This is a genomic window from Ensifer sp. 38_S197 (genome assembly GCF_056924495.1).
In genome coordinates, this window is sequence record NZ_JBXOVZ010000002.1 from 2483429 (window position 1) to 2500090 (window position 16662).

At 61.9% G+C, this 16662-nt stretch carries 16 protein-coding genes; 12 read left to right on the top strand and 4 right to left on the bottom strand.

The window, feature by feature from the left end; all coding sequences use genetic code 11:
* Positions 1 to 36: 36 nt before the first annotated feature.
* From serS to AC1Z3V_RS25190, 5 genes are all read left to right on the top strand, one after another.
* Positions 37 to 1320 carry a serine--tRNA ligase gene (gene serS / locus AC1Z3V_RS25170; RefSeq protein ID WP_429817057.1) on the top strand — a complete coding sequence of 428 codons (1284 nt, stop codon included), beginning with the start codon at positions 37 to 39 and terminating at the stop codon, positions 1318 to 1320.
* A gap of 27 nt (positions 1321 to 1347) precedes the next feature.
* The gene (gene surE / locus AC1Z3V_RS25175) at positions 1348 to 2115 is read left to right on the top strand and encodes a 5'/3'-nucleotidase SurE (RefSeq protein WP_483502353.1); all 768 of its coding nucleotides are present in this window, start codon (positions 1348 to 1350) and stop codon (positions 2113 to 2115) included.
* Entirely contained in the window at positions 2116 to 2769 is a 654-nt protein-coding gene (locus AC1Z3V_RS25180) for a protein-L-isoaspartate(D-aspartate) O-methyltransferase (RefSeq protein WP_483502355.1), read from the top strand.
* Between the two features lie 173 nt (positions 2770 to 2942).
* Entirely contained in the window at positions 2943 to 3587 is a 645-nt protein-coding gene (locus tag AC1Z3V_RS25185) for a biotin biosynthesis protein BioC (RefSeq protein WP_483502356.1), read from the top strand.
* A 321-nt stretch (positions 3588 to 3908) separates the two neighbouring features.
* Positions 3909 to 5462: a peptidoglycan DD-metalloendopeptidase family protein gene (locus tag AC1Z3V_RS25190; RefSeq protein ID WP_483502357.1), complete on the top strand. Its 1554-nt coding sequence runs from the start codon at positions 3909 to 3911 to the stop codon at positions 5460 to 5462.
* Between the two features lie 122 nt (positions 5463 to 5584).
* Here AC1Z3V_RS25190 and AC1Z3V_RS25195 read toward each other — a convergent pair whose 3' ends face one another.
* On the bottom strand, positions 5585 to 6454 hold the full coding sequence (locus AC1Z3V_RS25195; RefSeq protein WP_483502359.1) for an ATP-binding protein: 870 nt from the start codon (positions 6452 to 6454) through the stop codon (positions 5585 to 5587).
* Between the two features lie 291 nt (positions 6455 to 6745).
* On the opposite strand from AC1Z3V_RS25195, the gene yajC reads away from it, so the two are divergent.
* The 5 genes from yajC (at position 6746) to AC1Z3V_RS25220 (ending at position 11573) form a co-directional block, all read left to right on the top strand.
* Positions 6746 to 7081, top strand: coding sequence for a preprotein translocase subunit YajC (gene yajC / locus AC1Z3V_RS25200; protein WP_057255835.1), 336 nt, complete (start codon positions 6746 to 6748; stop codon positions 7079 to 7081).
* A gap of 47 nt (positions 7082 to 7128) precedes the next feature.
* Positions 7129 to 9699, top strand: coding sequence for a protein translocase subunit SecDF (gene secDF / locus AC1Z3V_RS25205; protein ID WP_483502360.1), 2571 nt, complete (start codon positions 7129 to 7131; stop codon positions 9697 to 9699).
* A gap of 1 nt (position 9700) precedes the next feature.
* Positions 9701 to 10087 carry an Mth938-like domain-containing protein gene (locus AC1Z3V_RS25210; protein ID WP_483502362.1) on the top strand — a complete coding sequence of 129 codons (387 nt, stop codon included), beginning with the start codon at positions 9701 to 9703 and terminating at the stop codon, positions 10085 to 10087.
* Positions 10088 to 10108: 21 nt separating this feature from the next.
* A complete protein-coding gene (locus AC1Z3V_RS25215; RefSeq protein WP_483502363.1) occupies positions 10109 to 10951 on the top strand; it encodes a phytoene/squalene synthase family protein in 843 nt (280 codons plus the stop codon).
* Between the two features lie 154 nt (positions 10952 to 11105).
* Complete coding sequence (locus AC1Z3V_RS25220; RefSeq protein WP_483502364.1) at positions 11106 to 11573, top strand: hypothetical protein; 468 nt, start codon at positions 11106 to 11108, stop codon at positions 11571 to 11573.
* An 84-nt stretch (positions 11574 to 11657) separates the two neighbouring features.
* Here AC1Z3V_RS25220 and trmFO read toward each other — a convergent pair whose 3' ends face one another.
* From trmFO to AC1Z3V_RS25235, 3 genes are all read right to left on the bottom strand, one after another.
* On the bottom strand, positions 11658 to 13076 hold the full coding sequence (gene trmFO, locus AC1Z3V_RS25225) for a methylenetetrahydrofolate--tRNA-(uracil(54)-C(5))-methyltransferase (FADH(2)-oxidizing) TrmFO (RefSeq protein WP_483502365.1): 1419 nt from the start codon (positions 13074 to 13076) through the stop codon (positions 11658 to 11660).
* A 101-nt stretch (positions 13077 to 13177) separates the two neighbouring features.
* Positions 13178 to 13321, bottom strand: coding sequence for a DUF1127 domain-containing protein (locus AC1Z3V_RS25230; protein WP_429817085.1), 144 nt, complete (start codon positions 13319 to 13321; stop codon positions 13178 to 13180).
* Between the two features lie 432 nt (positions 13322 to 13753).
* On the bottom strand, positions 13754 to 13897 hold the full coding sequence (locus tag AC1Z3V_RS25235) for a DUF1127 domain-containing protein (protein WP_064816990.1): 144 nt from the start codon (positions 13895 to 13897) through the stop codon (positions 13754 to 13756).
* A gap of 938 nt (positions 13898 to 14835) precedes the next feature.
* Here AC1Z3V_RS25235 and AC1Z3V_RS25240 point away from each other — a divergent pair.
* Together AC1Z3V_RS25240 and AC1Z3V_RS25245 are read left to right on the top strand one after the other, a co-directional pair.
* Positions 14836 to 15945, top strand: a complete 1110-nt coding sequence (locus tag AC1Z3V_RS25240) for a DUF2157 domain-containing protein (RefSeq protein WP_483502367.1) — start codon at positions 14836 to 14838, stop codon at positions 15943 to 15945.
* Complete coding sequence (locus tag AC1Z3V_RS25245) at positions 15942 to 16526, top strand: GDYXXLXY domain-containing protein (RefSeq protein WP_483502369.1); 585 nt, start codon at positions 15942 to 15944, stop codon at positions 16524 to 16526. Before AC1Z3V_RS25240 ends, AC1Z3V_RS25245 begins: the two co-directional genes overlap by 4 nt.
* Positions 16527 to 16662 lie beyond the last annotated feature (136 nt).

Consider the following 16662-nt stretch of genomic DNA (forward strand, 5'->3'; position numbering starts at 1 on the left):
TTTCGCGCCGTGAGTTGACCAACGCGTGGAACGACAATGCTTGATATCAAATGGATCCGTGAAAATGCCGAGATGCTGGACGCCGCCCTGGCGAAGCGGGGCGCGGAGCCGTTGTCGGCGTCGCTGATCGCTCTCGACGAACGCCGCCGCTCGATCCTTCAATCGCTGCAGGACATGCAGTCGCGCCGCAACGCCGCCTCGAAGGATATTGGTGCGGCCATGGCGCAGAAGAATGCCGAGCTTGCCGAAAAGCTGAAGGCCGAGGTCGCCGAACTCAAGAGCGCCATGCCCGCGCTCGAGGAAGACAGCCGCAAGGTGGAAGCCGAGCTCAGCGATGCGCTTTCCCGCATTCCGAACATCCCGCTCGAGGATGTTCCGGTCGGCGAGGATGAGACCGGTAATGTCGTCAAGCGCGTGGTCGGCAACAAGCCCACCTGGAATCACCAGCCGCGCGAGCATTTCGAAATCGGCGAGGGCCTCGGCCTCATGGATTTCGAGGGGGCCGCCCGCATTTCCGGTTCGCGTTTCACGATCCTCAAGGGACAATTGGCCCGGCTAGAGCGTGCGCTCGGCCAGTTCATGCTCGACCTGCATACCCAGGAACACGGCTACACCGAAGTGCAACCGCCGCTTCTGGTGCGCGACGATGCCATGTACGGTACCGGACAGTTGCCGAAATTTGCCGAAGATCTGTTCCGAACCACGGATGATCGCTGGCTGATCCCGACTGCGGAAGTGCCGCTCACCAACATCGTTCGTGAGCAGATCCTCGAAGGCGAAAAGCTGCCGTTGCGCTTCACCGCGCTGACGCCATCCTTCCGCTCGGAAGCCGGTTCGGCCGGTCGCGACACCCGCGGCATGCTGCGCCAACACCAGTTCAACAAGGTCGAACTTGTTTCGATCACCGATGCCGAAACCTCGATCGACGAGCACGAGCGCATGACCGCCTGCGCGGAAGAGGTGCTGAAGCGCCTCGGTCTGCACTACCGCGTGATGACGCTCTGCACCGGCGACATGGGCTTCGGTGCCCGCAAGACCTATGATCTGGAAGTATGGCTGCCGGGACAGGACACCTATCGCGAGATATCTTCCTGCTCGGTCTGCGGCGATTTCCAGGCGCGTCGGATGAATGCGCGCTACCGCACCAAGGAAGACAAGGGAACGCGCTTCGTTCACTCCTTGAATGGTTCCGGTGTCGCCGTCGGGCGCGCGCTGATTGCCGTCATCGAAAACTATCTGAACGAAGACGGTTCGGTGTCGGTGCCGGATGTGCTGGTGCCCTACATGGGCGGCCAGAAGCGCATCGAGAAGGCGGACTGAACGGACGTCAAGGGAAGGACGGCATCCATGCGGATCCTGCTGACAAACGATGACGGCATTCATGCTGAGGGTCTCGCGGTGCTCGAAAGAGTGGCCCGGACGATTTCGGACGATGTCTGGGTCGTGGCGCCCGAGGCGGACCAGAGCGGCTTGGCGCATTCGCTGACCCTGTCGGAGCCGCTGCGGCTGCGCCAGATCACGGAGAAGCGCTTTGCGCTGCGGGGGACGCCGACGGATTGCGTCATCATGGCCGTCCGCAAGGTGCTGGACCGCAAGCCCGATCTCGTGCTCTCGGGCGTCAACATCGGTGCCAACATGGCCGATGACGTGACCTATTCCGGCACGGTGGCGGGCGCCATCGAGGGGACGTTGCAGGGCATTCGCTCAATCGCGCTCAGCCAAGCCTATCACCACGCCGTCGGCAAGACCGTACCTTGGGATGTGGTGGAGACGCATGCGCCTGGCCTGATCCGCAAGCTGATGGCCGTGGATCTGCCGGATGGCACGCTTCTCAACGTCAATTTCCCGAACTGCCCAGCCGACACCGTTGCAGGGGTCGAGGTAACGTCGCAAGGCAAACTCGACTTTGGCCTGTCGATCGATGAGCGTACCGACGGCCGTGGTTTTCCTTATTTCTGGCTGCGCTTCGGCGAGCGGTTCGGCGATTTTCGCGCCGGAACCGACATTCATGCACTGCGCGAGAATTACATCTCCGTAACGCCGCTCAAGCTCGACTTGACGGACTATACCGTCCAGGACCGTCTGATGCGGGCATTGAACGAAGGGGCTCATTGATTGAGCGTGCGCGTTTCGGAACAGGAAGGCTTTGCCAAGATGGTGCTACGGCTGCGCGCCGCAGGCATCACCAATCACGATCTCCTCAAGGCGGTGGAACAGACTCCGCGCGGCCTGTTCGCGCCGCCGCAATATCAGGCCGAGGCCTATTCGCAGCGGACGATTCCGCTTGACTGCGGCTCGTTCATGGAAGGCTATGATTTTGCCGTGCGGCTGCTGCACTGTCTGAACCTGAAGACAGGACAGCGCATCCTCGAGGTTGGAACCGGCAGCGGCTTTACCGCGGCGGTGATGGGGCGGGTGGCCGAGCGTGTCCTGACCATCGACCGCTACCAGACACTTGTCGGTACGGCGCAGAAGAACCTCGAGAAATCAGGCGTTCGAAACGTCATCGTCCGCCATGCCGATGGCAGCGCCGGCGTGCCGGGCGAGGGTACCTTCGATCGCATCCTGATCACGGCCGCCTTCAACAGCCTGCCGCGCATGTTTTCCGATCATCTCGTCTCGGGCGGAACCCTGGTGGTGCCGATCATGATGAGCGAGACCCATTGCCGGGTCGTCCGGGTCAATCGAACGGGAAGTCGCTTCGACCGCGAGGATCTGTTCGACGCGCCCTACCTTCCGATCGTCCCGCAGCTCGCTTCGTTCCTCTGATACGGCTGCTGCTGAACGTCTTGGCTGGTGCGTTAAGGGATTCTTAACCGCATCCAGCCTCGCGCAAGCCTCGCGCCATACGCCTCCAATGCACGATGGGTTCCTCTCGCGAGTCGTGGCTCTTGCTCGACCAGGGTGTTGCTGCCGGATCGTGAGATTGACGGAGACGGCAAATGCAGATCGCGAACAGGCTGACGGCGGCGGCATCCGGCGACGGGCTGAATAATCTCGCCGGGCGCAGCTCCGGCCAGGCAAATTCCGGCGGCAAGGACGAACAGGCCGCGCAGGCTCTTGCGGCGAGCTTCTTCGACCCCACCCCGCGCATCTCCCTTTCCGCCGACGCTCTGCTTTATCTCAGCCAGACGAAGAAGGCATCGGAAGGGCAGCCGCCCCTCAGCCGCGACGAGTGGAACAATCATCTGACCCCGCAGTTGGCGTCGCGTGAATATCAGGCCTTCGGCAGGTTTCTGGATGCCGGGGATCATGAGGCCTACTACAAGAACTTCATCGACTATTACGACAGCCTCCGCCCCGAAGATCAGGACAGCCTGCGCTATTTTGGGACGCGCGAAGCCGCCGTCGCAGGCCTGCGCTCGCTTGAGTATGAGCAGGCGAGCGGAGCCGATGGCGAGACCACGTTCCAGACTCTGGTGAGCGTGCTACTCGAAGAAGACAAGACCGCTCAGTCCGAAACCCCCGTCCGTCCGGAGGGACGTCCAGTCTTCGCCTGGGATCTGACGAGCATCAGCTATGAGGATGAACCAACGGAGCGGCGTTCGGTTTCCGAAATCGAGCGCCTCTATTCCGAACTGAGCTAAAGTATCCTGTCGCGCAAAAGTGTGCGGCGGTTTTGCGCTAACGACATGCGAAATATCAGGTGCCTAAAGCGCAAGAAGCGAATCTGAAAGATCGCGACGCGCCTTAGGCCCGGTTGCGCACCGAAGCTTGGGCGCATGCGCTTGGCGGGCGAAGGCCGGTCGTGTCACCAGGCTTGTTCGGCGCTATGGATGCGGCGAGCCGGCGTCTATGGTTAGCGTTTCGTCAAATTAGTCCATTGGTGGTGCCGACCTTAACCGGGCGGTAACTCTAATACGCTTTAATCATCCCACATCGAGTTGCGTTCGGAGTGGGTAAGCGTCATGCGTCAGTTTGTATCTCCCGGGGTTGGAAAGTCCACGATCCGCCTGTGCGTGGCGGTCCTGCTAGCAGGCGCCGCAACGGGCTGCAGTTCGGACGCCAGCCGATTTGACGGCCTCTTCTCCCGGTCGGATAACATCACCACAAATTCAATCCCACGCGACACGACGCCGGTTCCGCGCGGCGATGTGGCGGTCGGCCAGATGGCCGCTCCTGCAGATTCGCGCAACACTGCTCTCGGTCAGCCGTATCCGACTGCAAGCGCCCAGGGCGGCTACGATCCGGTGAATACCGCTTCCACGCCGATGTCCAGCGCCCGTGGAGCCTCGACGCCGATCTCCGTGCAGCGCACGACACTCGCTGACCCGAGCTCGACGACGCATCAACGTCCCGAAGCGCAGCCGTTCCCCGCCGCACGTCAGCAGGCGGCAATCGCGACGCAGCAGACGCTTCCGGCGGCTGTCAAGGAGACCGCGAGCAAGAGCGGCTGGACGACGCAGAACGCCCCGACGATCATGGTTCGCCCCGGCGACAACGTTGCGGTTCTCTCCAAGCGCTTCGGTGTTCCGGAGAAGGAAATTCTGAAGGCCAACGGTCTGCAGTCCGCCGCTCAGGTCGAAACCGGTCAGCGGCTGGTGATCCCGACCTTCGGTTCCGTGGGTAGCCCGGCAAAGGCTGCTGCGACCAACTCGATTGCGGGTCTCGATGGCAACAAACATCAGCCTTCGCCCTTGCCCAACGATCAGCGTGACGCTGCGATCCTGCCGGGCTCTGCGCAGTCCCGCGAAAAGGGCGCAGGCAAGACCGATGTCGTTGCCGGCAAGCCGGCGACGAACGGCGAAGGTAGCGGCGGCGGAACCTATACCGTCAAGCCCGGCGACTCGCTCAACCGCATCGCCAAGACGACGGGTGTATCCGTTTCTGCCCTCAAGCAGGCGAACGGCCTGACTGCGGAATCGATCCGCGTCGGCCAGACGCTGCAACTGCCGGGCGCAGCCGGCGCCGCGCCGGACCAGGTCAAGACCGCATCGGTTCCGAGCAAGAAGGCCGAGCAGCCGCAGGTTGCTTCGCTTGAAAAGAACAAGCCGGCAGAATACCAGCCGCCGGCTGCCAAGCAGAGCGTTACGGACGTTGCGGCTATCAAGACGGATGTCGACGAGGACTCGCCGAAGTCGACGGGCATCAGCAAGTATCGCTGGCCGGTGCGCGGGGCGGTGGTTGCCGGTTACGGCGCCAACGTCGACGGCAACCGCAACGACGGCATCAATATCTCGGTGCCCGAGGGCACGCCGATCAAGGCGGCCGAAAACGGCGTCGTCATCTATTCGGGCAGCAGCCTGAAGGAACTCGGCAACGCTGTCCTGGTCCGCCACGACGACGGCACGGTCACGGTCTACGGCAACGCTTCCGAGCTCAAGGTTCAGCGCGGCCAGAAGGTTCAGCGCGGCCAGACGCTCGCAGCGTCCGGCATGACCGGTCGCGCCAGCCAGCCGCAAGTGCACTTCGAGGTGCGCAAGAACGCCACGGCAGTAAACCCGGCGACCTTCCTCGAATAGTCCGCAACCATTTCCTGGTCGGGCGCGATCGAGACGGAAAAACCAAATACCGCCTGTCGGGGCCGACAGGCGGTATTTGTTTGATAGTAGGTCAGATTTGACCAGCGAGGCGATCGCGCAGCCTATACGTCCAGGCGATGGCGCATGCGTCCGGCAAGATCCTGAATGAACTGCCAGGCGACGCGGCCGGATCTTGCGCCGCGTGTCGTTGCCCATTCGAGCGCTTCCGCGTGCAAGGTCTCGGCCTCGACGGCGAAGCCGTAGTGCTTTGCATAGCCATCGATCATGACAAGGTAGTCTTCCTGGCTGCACTTGTGAAAGCCGAGCCACAGTCCGAAGCGGTCGGACAGCGATACCTTTTCCTCGACGGCCTCGGAAGGGTTGATGGCGGTCGACTGCTCGTTTTCCATCATGTGGCGCGGCAGCAGATGGCGACGGTTCGATGTCGCATAGAGCAGCACGTTCGACGGGCGACCTTCGACGCCACCGTCGAGCACGGCCTTCAGCGATTTGTAGGACGTATCGTCATGATCGAAGGACAGGTCGTCGCAGAAGACGATCACCGGCACCGGTGCAGTCTTGAGGATGTCCATGAGGGCGGGCAGGGTGGCGATATCCTCGCGGTGCACTTCGACGAGCTTGACGGCAACACCGGTCTCGCGGGCGACCTGCGCATGCACCGATTTCACCAGCGATGACTTGCCCATGCCGCGTGCGCCCCAGAGGAGCACGTTGTTGGCAGGAAAGCCCTCGGCGAAGCGCAGCGTATTGTCGAGCAGAATGTCACGGACGTGGTCGACACCGGATATCAGCGACAGTTCGATACGGTTGGGCTTGGCGACCGGTTGCAGATGATGCGTGGCCGGCGCCCAGACGAAGCATTCGGCAGCGTTCCAATCATTGCTTGCTGCGGCTGGACCGGCCATACGCTCGATCGCCGCGGAAAGCTTCTGCATTTCCCTGATGAGAACGTCGATCTTTGCTTCCGGCATCTGTCTATCTCCAACAACTGAATCAATCATTTGGTCGAGCCGCAAGGACGAGGGGCCGCATGAATCGGCACGCGATTGCGACTGTACGGTTAACTGACACCCGGTAGCACGCAGGTTTGCGCTGGAAAAGGCCGCAGAGCCTCGCGCGGGGGGTTCTACTCTTGTCGAAATTGTGTCAGAGGCACAGGAACGGGTAAGGGTGCCGCTGCTTTGCAGAGCGGCCGCGCGCCCCTATATTCCGGCCGATTTGGTGCGGAGGAACCGCCGATATTTGAACTCAAGGAGTGATCGATGTTCATTACCGAAGCTTTTGCGCAGACAGCCGGCGCCCCTTCCACTGGCGGCGCGGACATTCTCATGTCCATCCTGCCGTTCCTGCTGATTTTTGTCGTTATGTATTTTCTGATCATCCGTCCGCAGCGCGCCCAGATGAAGCGCCGCGAGGAGCTGTTGAAGAACATCCGTCGTGGAGATCAAGTGGTGACCGGCGGCGGCATCGTCGGCAAGGTTACGAAGGTCGTCGATGACAACGAGCTCGAGGTCGAAATTGCCGAAGGCGTGAAGATCCGCGTCGTTCGCAGCGGCGTCTCTGAAGTTCGCGTCAAAGGCGAACCTGTGAAAGAATAAGGGACGCGGACAGTCACCATCCGACGAACAACTGGAGCGTTTGAGGCATGCGCAGATTTCCGCCATTGAAACGTATCCTCGTCTGGTTGGTGGCTCTCGCCGGCATCGCCTTTGCCTTGCCGAATGTCCTGACGCGTGAGGAGGTAGCCGGACTACCGTCCTGGATGCCTCATCGCCAGGTGGCGCTCGGCCTCGATCTCCAGGGAGGCTCGCATTTCATGCTGCGGGCCGCGCGCAGCGATATCGTCGCTGAGAGGCTTGAAGCGGTCGCCAGCGAAGTCGGCAAGTCGCTGCGCGACGCCGATATCGCCTATATCGGTCTTTCGGGGGAAGGGCAGTCGATTTCGTTCCGGGTTCGGGACCGTGCGCAACTCTCGGCCGCTCGCGACAAATTGAAGACGCTGACGGCGCCGGTCGAAATCGGTGGCTTCGGCGGAGGGGCAATTTCAGAAGTCGTGTTTGACAGCGCCGCCGAGGATGAGCTCGTCCGTCTGCGCCTGACCGACGAAGGCATCGACTATCGGCTGTCTCTGGCCCTTGATCAGTCTATCGACGTGGTGCGCCGTCGTGTCGCCGAAGTTGGCGTGCTCGAGCCGTTGATCCAGCGCCGCGGCAAGGATCGTCTCATCGTCCAGGTGCCGGGTCTCGACGACCCGCAACGACTGAAAGACCTGCTCAGCCAAAGCGCTCGTCTGACCTTCAGATTGCTGGACACGTCCGTGCCGGTGCAGCGGGCCGTCGAGGGGCAAGTGCCGGCGGGCGCAGAAGTCCTCTATTCCTACGACGATCCGCCGGTTCCCTATCTGGTCCAGAAAGAACCGCTGCTGGCGAGGGCCAGTTTTCTCGCCGCGCAGCCGGAAGCGGATGCTGCAGCCGATACGGCGTCGGTCGCGGTCAAGCTCGATGCGGCCTCGCAGCAGCGCGTTACCGCTGTCACGGCGCAGCAGCCGGAGGCGAAGATCGCGATCGTCCTTGATGGCCAGGTAGCCGCAACGCCCAAACTTTCGGACGCGGTCAAGGGCGATACGGCGCGCATTTCTGCCGACCTGCCGGCCGAATCCGCCGCGGATCTCGCCGCCCTCATCAGGACCGGACCGCTCCCGACCCCGCTGACCTTCGTCGAGGAACGGACGGTCGGCCCCGGGGTTGGTAACGATGCGATCGCCGATGGGCTCAAGGCTGGTCTCGTTGCGGCGATTGCCGTGGCCGCCTCGATGATCTTCTTCTACGGCGTTTTCGGCGTCTTTGCCGTGATCGCGCTCGCCTTGAACATCGTGCTGATCCTTGCCGCCCTCTCTGCGTCAGGCGCGACGCTGACCCTGCCGGGGATTGCCGGCATCATCCTGACGATTGGCGTCGCGGTCGATTCGAACGTGCTGATTTACGAGCGGCTGCGTGAAGAGGTTCGCGGTGGCGAGCCCCTGCGTCGCACGATCAACAATGCCTTCTCCCGCGTCTTCAGCAGCATCTTCGACGCCAACCTGACGATGCTGATCGCCAGCGCCATCCTGTTCTACCTCGGTTCCGGGCCGGTGCGCGGTTTCGCCGTAACGCTGGCGATCGGCAGTGTCACGACGCTTTTCACCGCCTATACGGTGACCCGCCTGATCGTGAAGCGCTGGCTTCGGCAGTGGAAGTCGGAACGTTTGCCGAAGGGCATTCGGACCGGTCGCTTCAGCAATCTGGACATCCGCTTCATGCGGATACGCAATCCGGCCTTCATCCTGATGGCCGCCTTGTCGGCCGCCTCCGTGCTCCTGCTTGCAGGCATAGGGCTCAATCTGGGGGTGGACTTCAAGGGCGGCTCGATCATCGAGCTGCACTCCAAGGGCGGGGCGGTCAACGTCGCCGACCTCCGCACCCGCCTCGACGAGCTGAATTTCGGCGAAGTGCAGGTGCAGCAACTGGGCTCGGGCGAGGATGTGCTCGTTCGGGTGCCGTCCCAAGAAGCGGGCGACAATGCCGAGCAGACCGCAGCCGGCGTCATCAGGACGGAACTGGCCGACGAATACGAGTTCCGCCGTGTCGAAGTGGTCGGTCCCGTTGTCTCGGGCGAACTGACACGCGCCGGAACGATCGGGCTCGCGATTTCCTTCGTGGCGATCCTGCTCTATGTCTGGCTGCGTTTCGAGTGGCGCTTCGCCGTCGGCGCGATCATCGCGACCGTGCACGACGTGCTGCTGACGATCGGCTTCCTGGTGCTGACTGGCATCGAGTTCAATCTCGGCAGCATCGCCGCAGTTCTCACGATCGTCGGCTATTCGCTGAACGATACGGTGGTGATCTACGACCGCATCCGCGAGAATCTCGGCCGCTATCCGCGCATGCCGCTTTCGGTGCTGATCGATACGTCGATCAACCAGACGCTCTCGCGCACGATCCTGACGGCACTGACGACCATCCTGGCGCTCGCTGCACTCTATCTCTTCGGTGGCGGCCTTATCCGTTCCTTCAGCGTCACCATGCTGTTTGGTGTCGCCGTCGGGACGTTCTCCTCTATCTACATTGCCGGCCCGGTCCTCATCCTCTTCAGGAAGCGGGCCGACCACATTCCGGGGGACGAAAACGCGTCCGGCGCGGATACGGGTGCCGCCGGCGCGGCAAAGGGTACAGTTTGAAATGCCCAAGGGTATTGAAATCCGCGAAGCGCATTTTCCGGGCCGTGCGCCAATCGATGCTTATGGCAACGGCGGGTTTCGCTTTGCCGACATGTCGCATCGCGGCTCGATCCTGATGCTGCCCTCGGGCGTCTATGCATGGGACGTGGGGGAAGGCGATCCCTTGGCGGTCGAGAAGTTCCGTAAGGTTATTGATGAGGCAAAAGACATCGAAGTGCTGTTGGTCGGCACCGGCAAGGACATCCGCCCGCTGCCCGCTGACCTGAAGGCGGCGTTGCGTGCCGTCAACGTATCCTCGGATCCGATGAGCACCGGGGCTGCGGTTCGCACCTACAATGTGATGCTGGCCGAATCGCGTGCAGTCGCCGTCGCGCTGATCGCCGTTTGATCGGGATCCGAGGAAGACGACGTGCAAGACATTTCCGCTCAGATCCTGGCCGACCTCAGGGACACGGACCGCGATCGTTATCTCGCCTGCCTGCTGGCGCCCGCCGACAAGCAGCGCTCGCTCGCCGCGCTTTATGCCTTCAACGCCGAGATCGCGCGAATTCGCGATCTCGTGCATGAGCCGATTCCAGGCGAAATCCGCATGCAATGGTGGCGCGATCTCATTGGCAACAGTGCAGGCTCCGGCGAGGGGCATCCGCTTGCCGAAGCCATTCTCCAATGCATTCGCGAGTATCGGCTGCCGGTTTCGGTGCTGCAGAACATGATCGACGCTCGGATTTTTGATCTCTATGACGATCCGATGGAAGACCGCTCGGCGCTCGAGGGCTACGCCGGCGAGACCGCCTCGGCTCTGATCCAGCTCTCGTCGCTGGTGCTCGACCCGCAGAATGCTGCAAAATCCGCGGAAGCCGCCGGCCACGCCGGCGTCGCGCAGACTGTCGCCGGCCTCCTGATGCTGTTGCCGCTGCATCTGAGACGCGGTCAGGTCTATTTGCCGGCAGAACTGCTGCGCGCGACCGGCCTCGATCGAGAAGGGCTCATCGCCGGGGAGGACGCCGACGGAATCAGCCGGGCCATTCGGGCCTTCGCCGGGTTCGGACGAGACCACCTTGCCAAGGCTCGAGCGCAAATGGCGACGATCTCGCCGGCGAACTTTCCCGCCTTCTTGCCGCTTGCGTTGGCCGAGCCGGTCCTCGATCGGGCTGAGGCGGCTGGCGCCGGACTTTTGAAGACGCCCATTCGTCCGGCGCAATGGCGGCGGCAATGGTGGATGTGGCGCGCCGCCCGGCGTCGTCGCTTCTAGGGCGTCAAGGCAGCCGGTCGAGGCGGAGCGGCTACCGGTCAAAAGCCCGATGCGTTCGGTTTAAGCGCCCCGACGGGACGACACATTGGCACAAGCCTCGCAGCGTATAGAAGCGTTTATCGGCGTCACGCCGAGCGAAGGGGAGCGCCCGCGGATGCTTTGGTCATTGCTCATCGCCGTCATCGTACTGGCCGGCGCATTCTACATGTGGATGAACGCCCGCGCCGAGCGGGATTGGGACAATCCCGATGCGGGCTCTGCGATGGTTGAATTCGGCCGTGCTTTTCCGGACGAGGCGATCCGTGCGCTGCATTCCACCGCGGATCGGAAGGCGATATTCCTGAGGCTGCACGACGGCAAGGCGGGCTTCATCCAATCGCACGGGACGCACTATGTCTGCCATGTGATCCAGCCTGGAAAGGTGCGGGTGAACAGCTCCGAGAGCGGCCGTGGGCTGATCGTGCATTTCCCCGACTTTGCCTATCTGGACAACGCCTTCGAGTTTCAAAACGCGAGCGAGGCGGCCGAAGTTTCCTTGTGGCTGCTCGGAAGCTTCAACCCGAAATCGGAATTTACGCAGGCCGATTCCGAACCGTCCCCGACGGCGCAGGCGAGCGAGTAGCGGTTTCATAGATCCATCAAGAGAAGCGGCCCGCTGGCGTCATCGCGAGCGGGCCGTTTTGTTGTCTGGCTTCCTGGTTCGCCGTCAGGCGGGCTTGCCAAGCCATGCGGCGCAATCGGCGAGGGCGCGCGACGCTGTCGCCTGCTTCTTAGCAACGGCTTTTTCCTTGCCACGGAAGCGCTTGGCGCCCTCCGGCTTGGTGATTGCGCCCGGTTCGAGCGGCGGGAACAGGCCGAAATTGACGTTCATCGGCTGGAACGAACGCTTGCCCGGCTCATCGTCGGAGACGATGTGCCCGCCGGTGATGTGGTTGAGCAGCGCGCCGAAGGCGGTAGTGGCCGGCGGTGCAGTCAATGCCTCGCCCTTGCGCTCGGCAGCGGCGAAGCGGCCGGCAAGGAGGCCGATGCTGGCGCTTTCGACATAGCCTTCGCAGCCGGTGATCTGTCCGGCAAAGCGCAGGCCCGGCCGCGATTTCAGCGTCAATGTTCCGTCGAGCAGCGTCGGCGAATTGATGTAGGTGTTGCGATGCAAGCCGCCGAGGCGGGCGAACTCGGCATTCTCCAGGCCCGGGATCATGCGGAAGACTTCCGCCTGAGCGCCGTACTTCAGCTTCGTCTGGAAGCCGACCATGTTGTAGAGCGTGCCAAGCGCATTGTCCTGGCGTAGCTGTACGACGGCATAGGGCTTGACTGTAGGGTTGTGGGCATTGGTGAGGCCCATCGGCTTCATCGGCCCGTGGCGCAGCGTCTCGCGGCCGCGCTCGGCCATCACCTCGATCGGCAGGCAGCCGTCGAAATAGGGCGTGCCTTCCCATTCCTTGAAGCCGCTCTTGTCGCCGGCGATCAGCGCGTCGACGAAGGCGTTGTACTGCTCCTCGGTCATCGGGCAGTTGATGTAGTCCTTGCCGGTGCCGCCGGGGCCGACCTTGTCGTAGCGCGATTGGTACCAGCAGACATCCATGTCGATCGTCTCGGTGTAGACGATCGGTGCGATGGCGTCGAAGAAGGCGAGCGCGTCGGCGCCCGTTTCCTTGCGGATTGCTTCGGCAAGATCGGGCGCCGTCAGCGGGCCGGTTGCGATGACCGCAAGGTCCCACTCCTTCGGCGGCAGGCCGGTGATTTCTTCTCGCACGACTGTGATCAGCGGATGGGCAGCGATCGCCGCGCTGACCGCGTTGGAAAAGCCGTCCCGATCCACCGCAAGCGCGCCGCCGGCCGGAACCTGGTTGGCGTCGGCGGATTTCATGATCAGCGAGCCGGCGAGGCGCATTTCCGCATGCAGGACGCCCACCGCATTGCTGGTCGCGTCATCCGAGCGGAACGAGTTGGAACAGACGAGTTCGGCAAGGCCGTCGGTCTTGTGCGCGTCGGTGCCGCGCACGCCGCGCATCTCATGCAGGATGACCGGTACGCCGGCTTCGGCGATCTGCCAGGCGGCTTCCGAACCGGCAAGGCCGCCGCCGATGACGTGGATGGGAGAGTTGGAAGTGGTGTCTTTGCTCATGGCCGGCTTCCTATCACGGCTCGGCCCTTCGTTCCAATGTCAATAAATGAAAACGGCGCCCCGAAGGACGCCGTTTTGAAAGCCAGTTCGAACCGTTCGGATTAACGGAAGGAGCGAGCCGCAATGTTGTGGATGTCGTAACGGGTGATGCCGATGTCATTGAGAGCGTGGTTCGACAGGTTGCCAAGCTCGCTGACGGTGCGGCGGTAGTTGATCCAGCTTTTTGCGATACGAATCGGGTTCATGGTTTTTTCCTCAAAATCAGTTTGTCGCGACAGCCATCTGTCTGCGTCGTTGAGGTGCTTATACGCTTGTCTAATTAGAACGTGGAGTGCAAAGAAAATGCAGCTGCTATGCATTTGTGCAGTGCATCGCCGCATAGATGGGCACCGCTTCAAAAGGCGGCATCAATTAACGATTGATTAAAATGCTATTTTCTCTGCGCTAAGCGTCTGTGTTTTAAATATTTTTTTGAAATCGTGGGCGCGCGCTCCAGCATCTTTGACGAGCGTGGCACGTGTTATTCCGCCGATCGTTGTCGACCCGGATCTCAAGTGCTTCTCGCAAGTGCGAAGACGCGTTGGGATATCCGCAATTTGGACAACGAAAAACGCCCCCCGGAATGAACCGGAGGGCGCTTTTACTGGAGGTCGGTTGCGCTTGAAGCGCAGCCTGAATTACTTGATCGCCTGGCGAGCAACATACGGGATGTCGCCGCGGCCGATGCCGAGGTCGCTGAGCTCCCGGTCGGTCATGCGGCCGAGCTCGTTGCAGGTCTGACGATACTTGCGCCAATTGTTGAAAGAACGTGCGAGGTTCATGATCCTATCCTTTCTAGGGTCGTTTGCCAGCGCTCTATCTCTCTTGCTGGCCGTCATCTGATGATGTGAAATATAATCGTTTTGAGCAGAAGTTACAGAGATAATGCTGCATCGCACCCATGCATCAAGCGCAAGCCTCGGCGCGGTCGCAGGGCCACAAATGGCGCTCGATACGCATCGCGCAATCGGAGTGTGGTGATTGAAGGTCTCGAACGAAATCAAGGGGCAAAAACAAACAACGCTCGCTGGGGGAGGAGGTCCAGCGAGCGTCGCTTTGTTCTGATCGGCAACCGGGAGGAGGAGTGTCGCCGATCCAAATCGAGGTGCGCTGGGAGGAGGAGTGCGCCGCCCCGATCGATGAATTGAAGATAGTATGGAGCCGGGCGGGAGGGTAGAGCTGTTCCAGAATGGCACCTATGCGACCAATGCATAGCTTCGGGCGGACGCGACCGTAATGTGCACGAATATTGTGCAATTGCTCTAGGCGCTGGCTTTCTTGTGGGGGGAGACTGAAAACAATAACGCCCGCTGGGGGAGGAGGTCCAGCGAGCGTCATTTGAAGTGATTGGCAACCGGGAGGAGGAGTGTTGCCAATCTGATCGGAGGAGCGTTGGGAGGAGGAGTACGCTCGTCCGAATTCCGTCGGGTTTCGCCCGGGCCTTTCCCAGCATCCTGAGGCGGTTGGCCAGTTCCGCTGGCGATCGTCTGGCTTGCTGCCTTCGTTCGCCTTTGATGATTTGAATATAGGGACTTTAAATCGATTTGTGCAGTGCAATATCTGCATGGAAGATATGCGCATCGCGCAAGCCGTTTGGCAGTCCCTATCGGTGCAGCAGTCGCGCTCGCGACAGAGCGGTTGTATTTCCGCGCCGATACGTGGTTAGTTGGTGATGAAACGGGATCATTTCAAGCATCGGATGCTTAAGGCTGAGGGCAGCATGTATCGCGCGCGTCTCGAGCGAGACTTCAAGCACTGGATCGACAAGGGCCTGCTGCAGGACAATGCCGCACGCGCCATGCTGGCCGAGTACGACGGACGGGAGTCGACCTTCCGAGCCGGGCGCGTTCTGCTCATCCTCGCCGCCCTTCTGCTGTCCGCGTCGATCCTGTTGCTTGTCGCCGCCAATTGGGAGGCGCTGCCGCGTCTGGCGCGGGTTGCCGGCATCGTCGCCCTGGTCTGGGGCTTTCATTTTGCCGCTGGCTGGCTATTGCGCGCCGGCAGGGCGGCCTTTGCCGCCGCAGCGCTGGTCTTGGGGGCGGCGGCCTTTGGCGCCGGTATCGCCCTCATCGGGCAGATGTATCACCTATCGGGCGACGCGGCTGATGCCGCGCTGCTTTGGTTCGTCGGCGCCGGTCTCTCGGCATTCGCATTTCGCTCGGCGACGATGGCAACCGCCGCCGGCGGGCTCGCGTGGTTTTATTTCGCTACGATCTTGACGGAAGGTGCGTTCCCCACGATCTCCGACTGGCACTTGTGGTCCGTACCGGTCCTGGCCGTGATCGTCGTTCTCTTGGTTCGTTTCACGGAAGCGGGCAGGGCTCGCCATCTTGCCTATCTGCTCGTTCTTTCCTGGCTGGCATGGCTCTACCTGGATAGCCCATCGCTTGCTTTTGCCGCTGGCCTCGCTGCTCTCGGCCTTGCGGCTTTTCTGGTCGCGACCCTGCCGGGTTCGCCCCTGCGCCAACTTGCGCTCGATGCCGGTTCGGCACCCGCCTTCTACTCCTTTGCGCTCACCCTGCTTGGTTTCACCGGGCTTCAATATGAGGCCGTCGGGGTGACGACCGAGATCGCGACCGGGGCAGGCACATTGCTGGTGGCGCTCCTCGGCATTGCGCTTGCTGGAGCGCAGAATGGGGCGGTGCGCTATCTTGGCTATGTCGCCTTTGCCGGAGAGCTTCTCTACCTCGCCTTCGAAACCTTGGGATCTATGCTCGGCACATCGGGCTTCTTCCTGATTTCAGGGCTGGTCGTCGCGTGCATCGCGTGGCTGGTCATTCGCATCGAAGGGCACATGGCGCGGACGCGCCAGGCGGAGGTTTCGCAATGAGCGGCGCATCGAATAAGCGTTGGCTGAACCCGCTGCTTGCCGCCCTGCTTGTCGCGGGCGCCCAGACGGCCGCACTCGGCTACATGATCGAGAGCAGAGCCTCGATCCTCAGAAGCGGGCGGGACGTCCTTCTGAAAACCGTGCCCGTTGATCCGCGCGACCTGCTCAGGGGCGACTACGTGATCCTGAGCTACGATATTTCCAGGCTGCAGCCGGAGTTGTTCAAGGGTGCGCTTCCGACGCAATCGGGTGAGGTGGTGCTTTATGTCCGACTGGAAAAGCAGCCCGACGGTTTCTGGACGGCGACGGAAGCGTCGTTCCAACCCTTGCCGCCCGCTGGCGACAGCGTCGTACTCCGCTCGCTTCCATTTTCGTACTATCCGTCGTCGCCTCCTTCCGTAGTGAATGTCGACTACGGCATAGAGCGCTTCTACGTGCCGGAGGGCGAAGGGCGCACATTGGAGGAGGCGCGCAATGCCGAGGCGCTTTCCGTCAACATCCGCGTTGATGGAAAGGGCAGTGCGCAGATCCGCGAGATCGCGGTCAACGGAAGCCCGGTCTACGAAGAGCCGCTCTATTGAGGCTTGGTCGTCGTGCCCGTCCCAACGTGAAATTCCGCATTTTCCCTTTGATCCCGCGAAAACGAGTGATATAGAGACGCCGCGCTCGGGAAAGCCGTGAACTTTCAGCATGCCCATTGTATCCGCGGGATTCCGC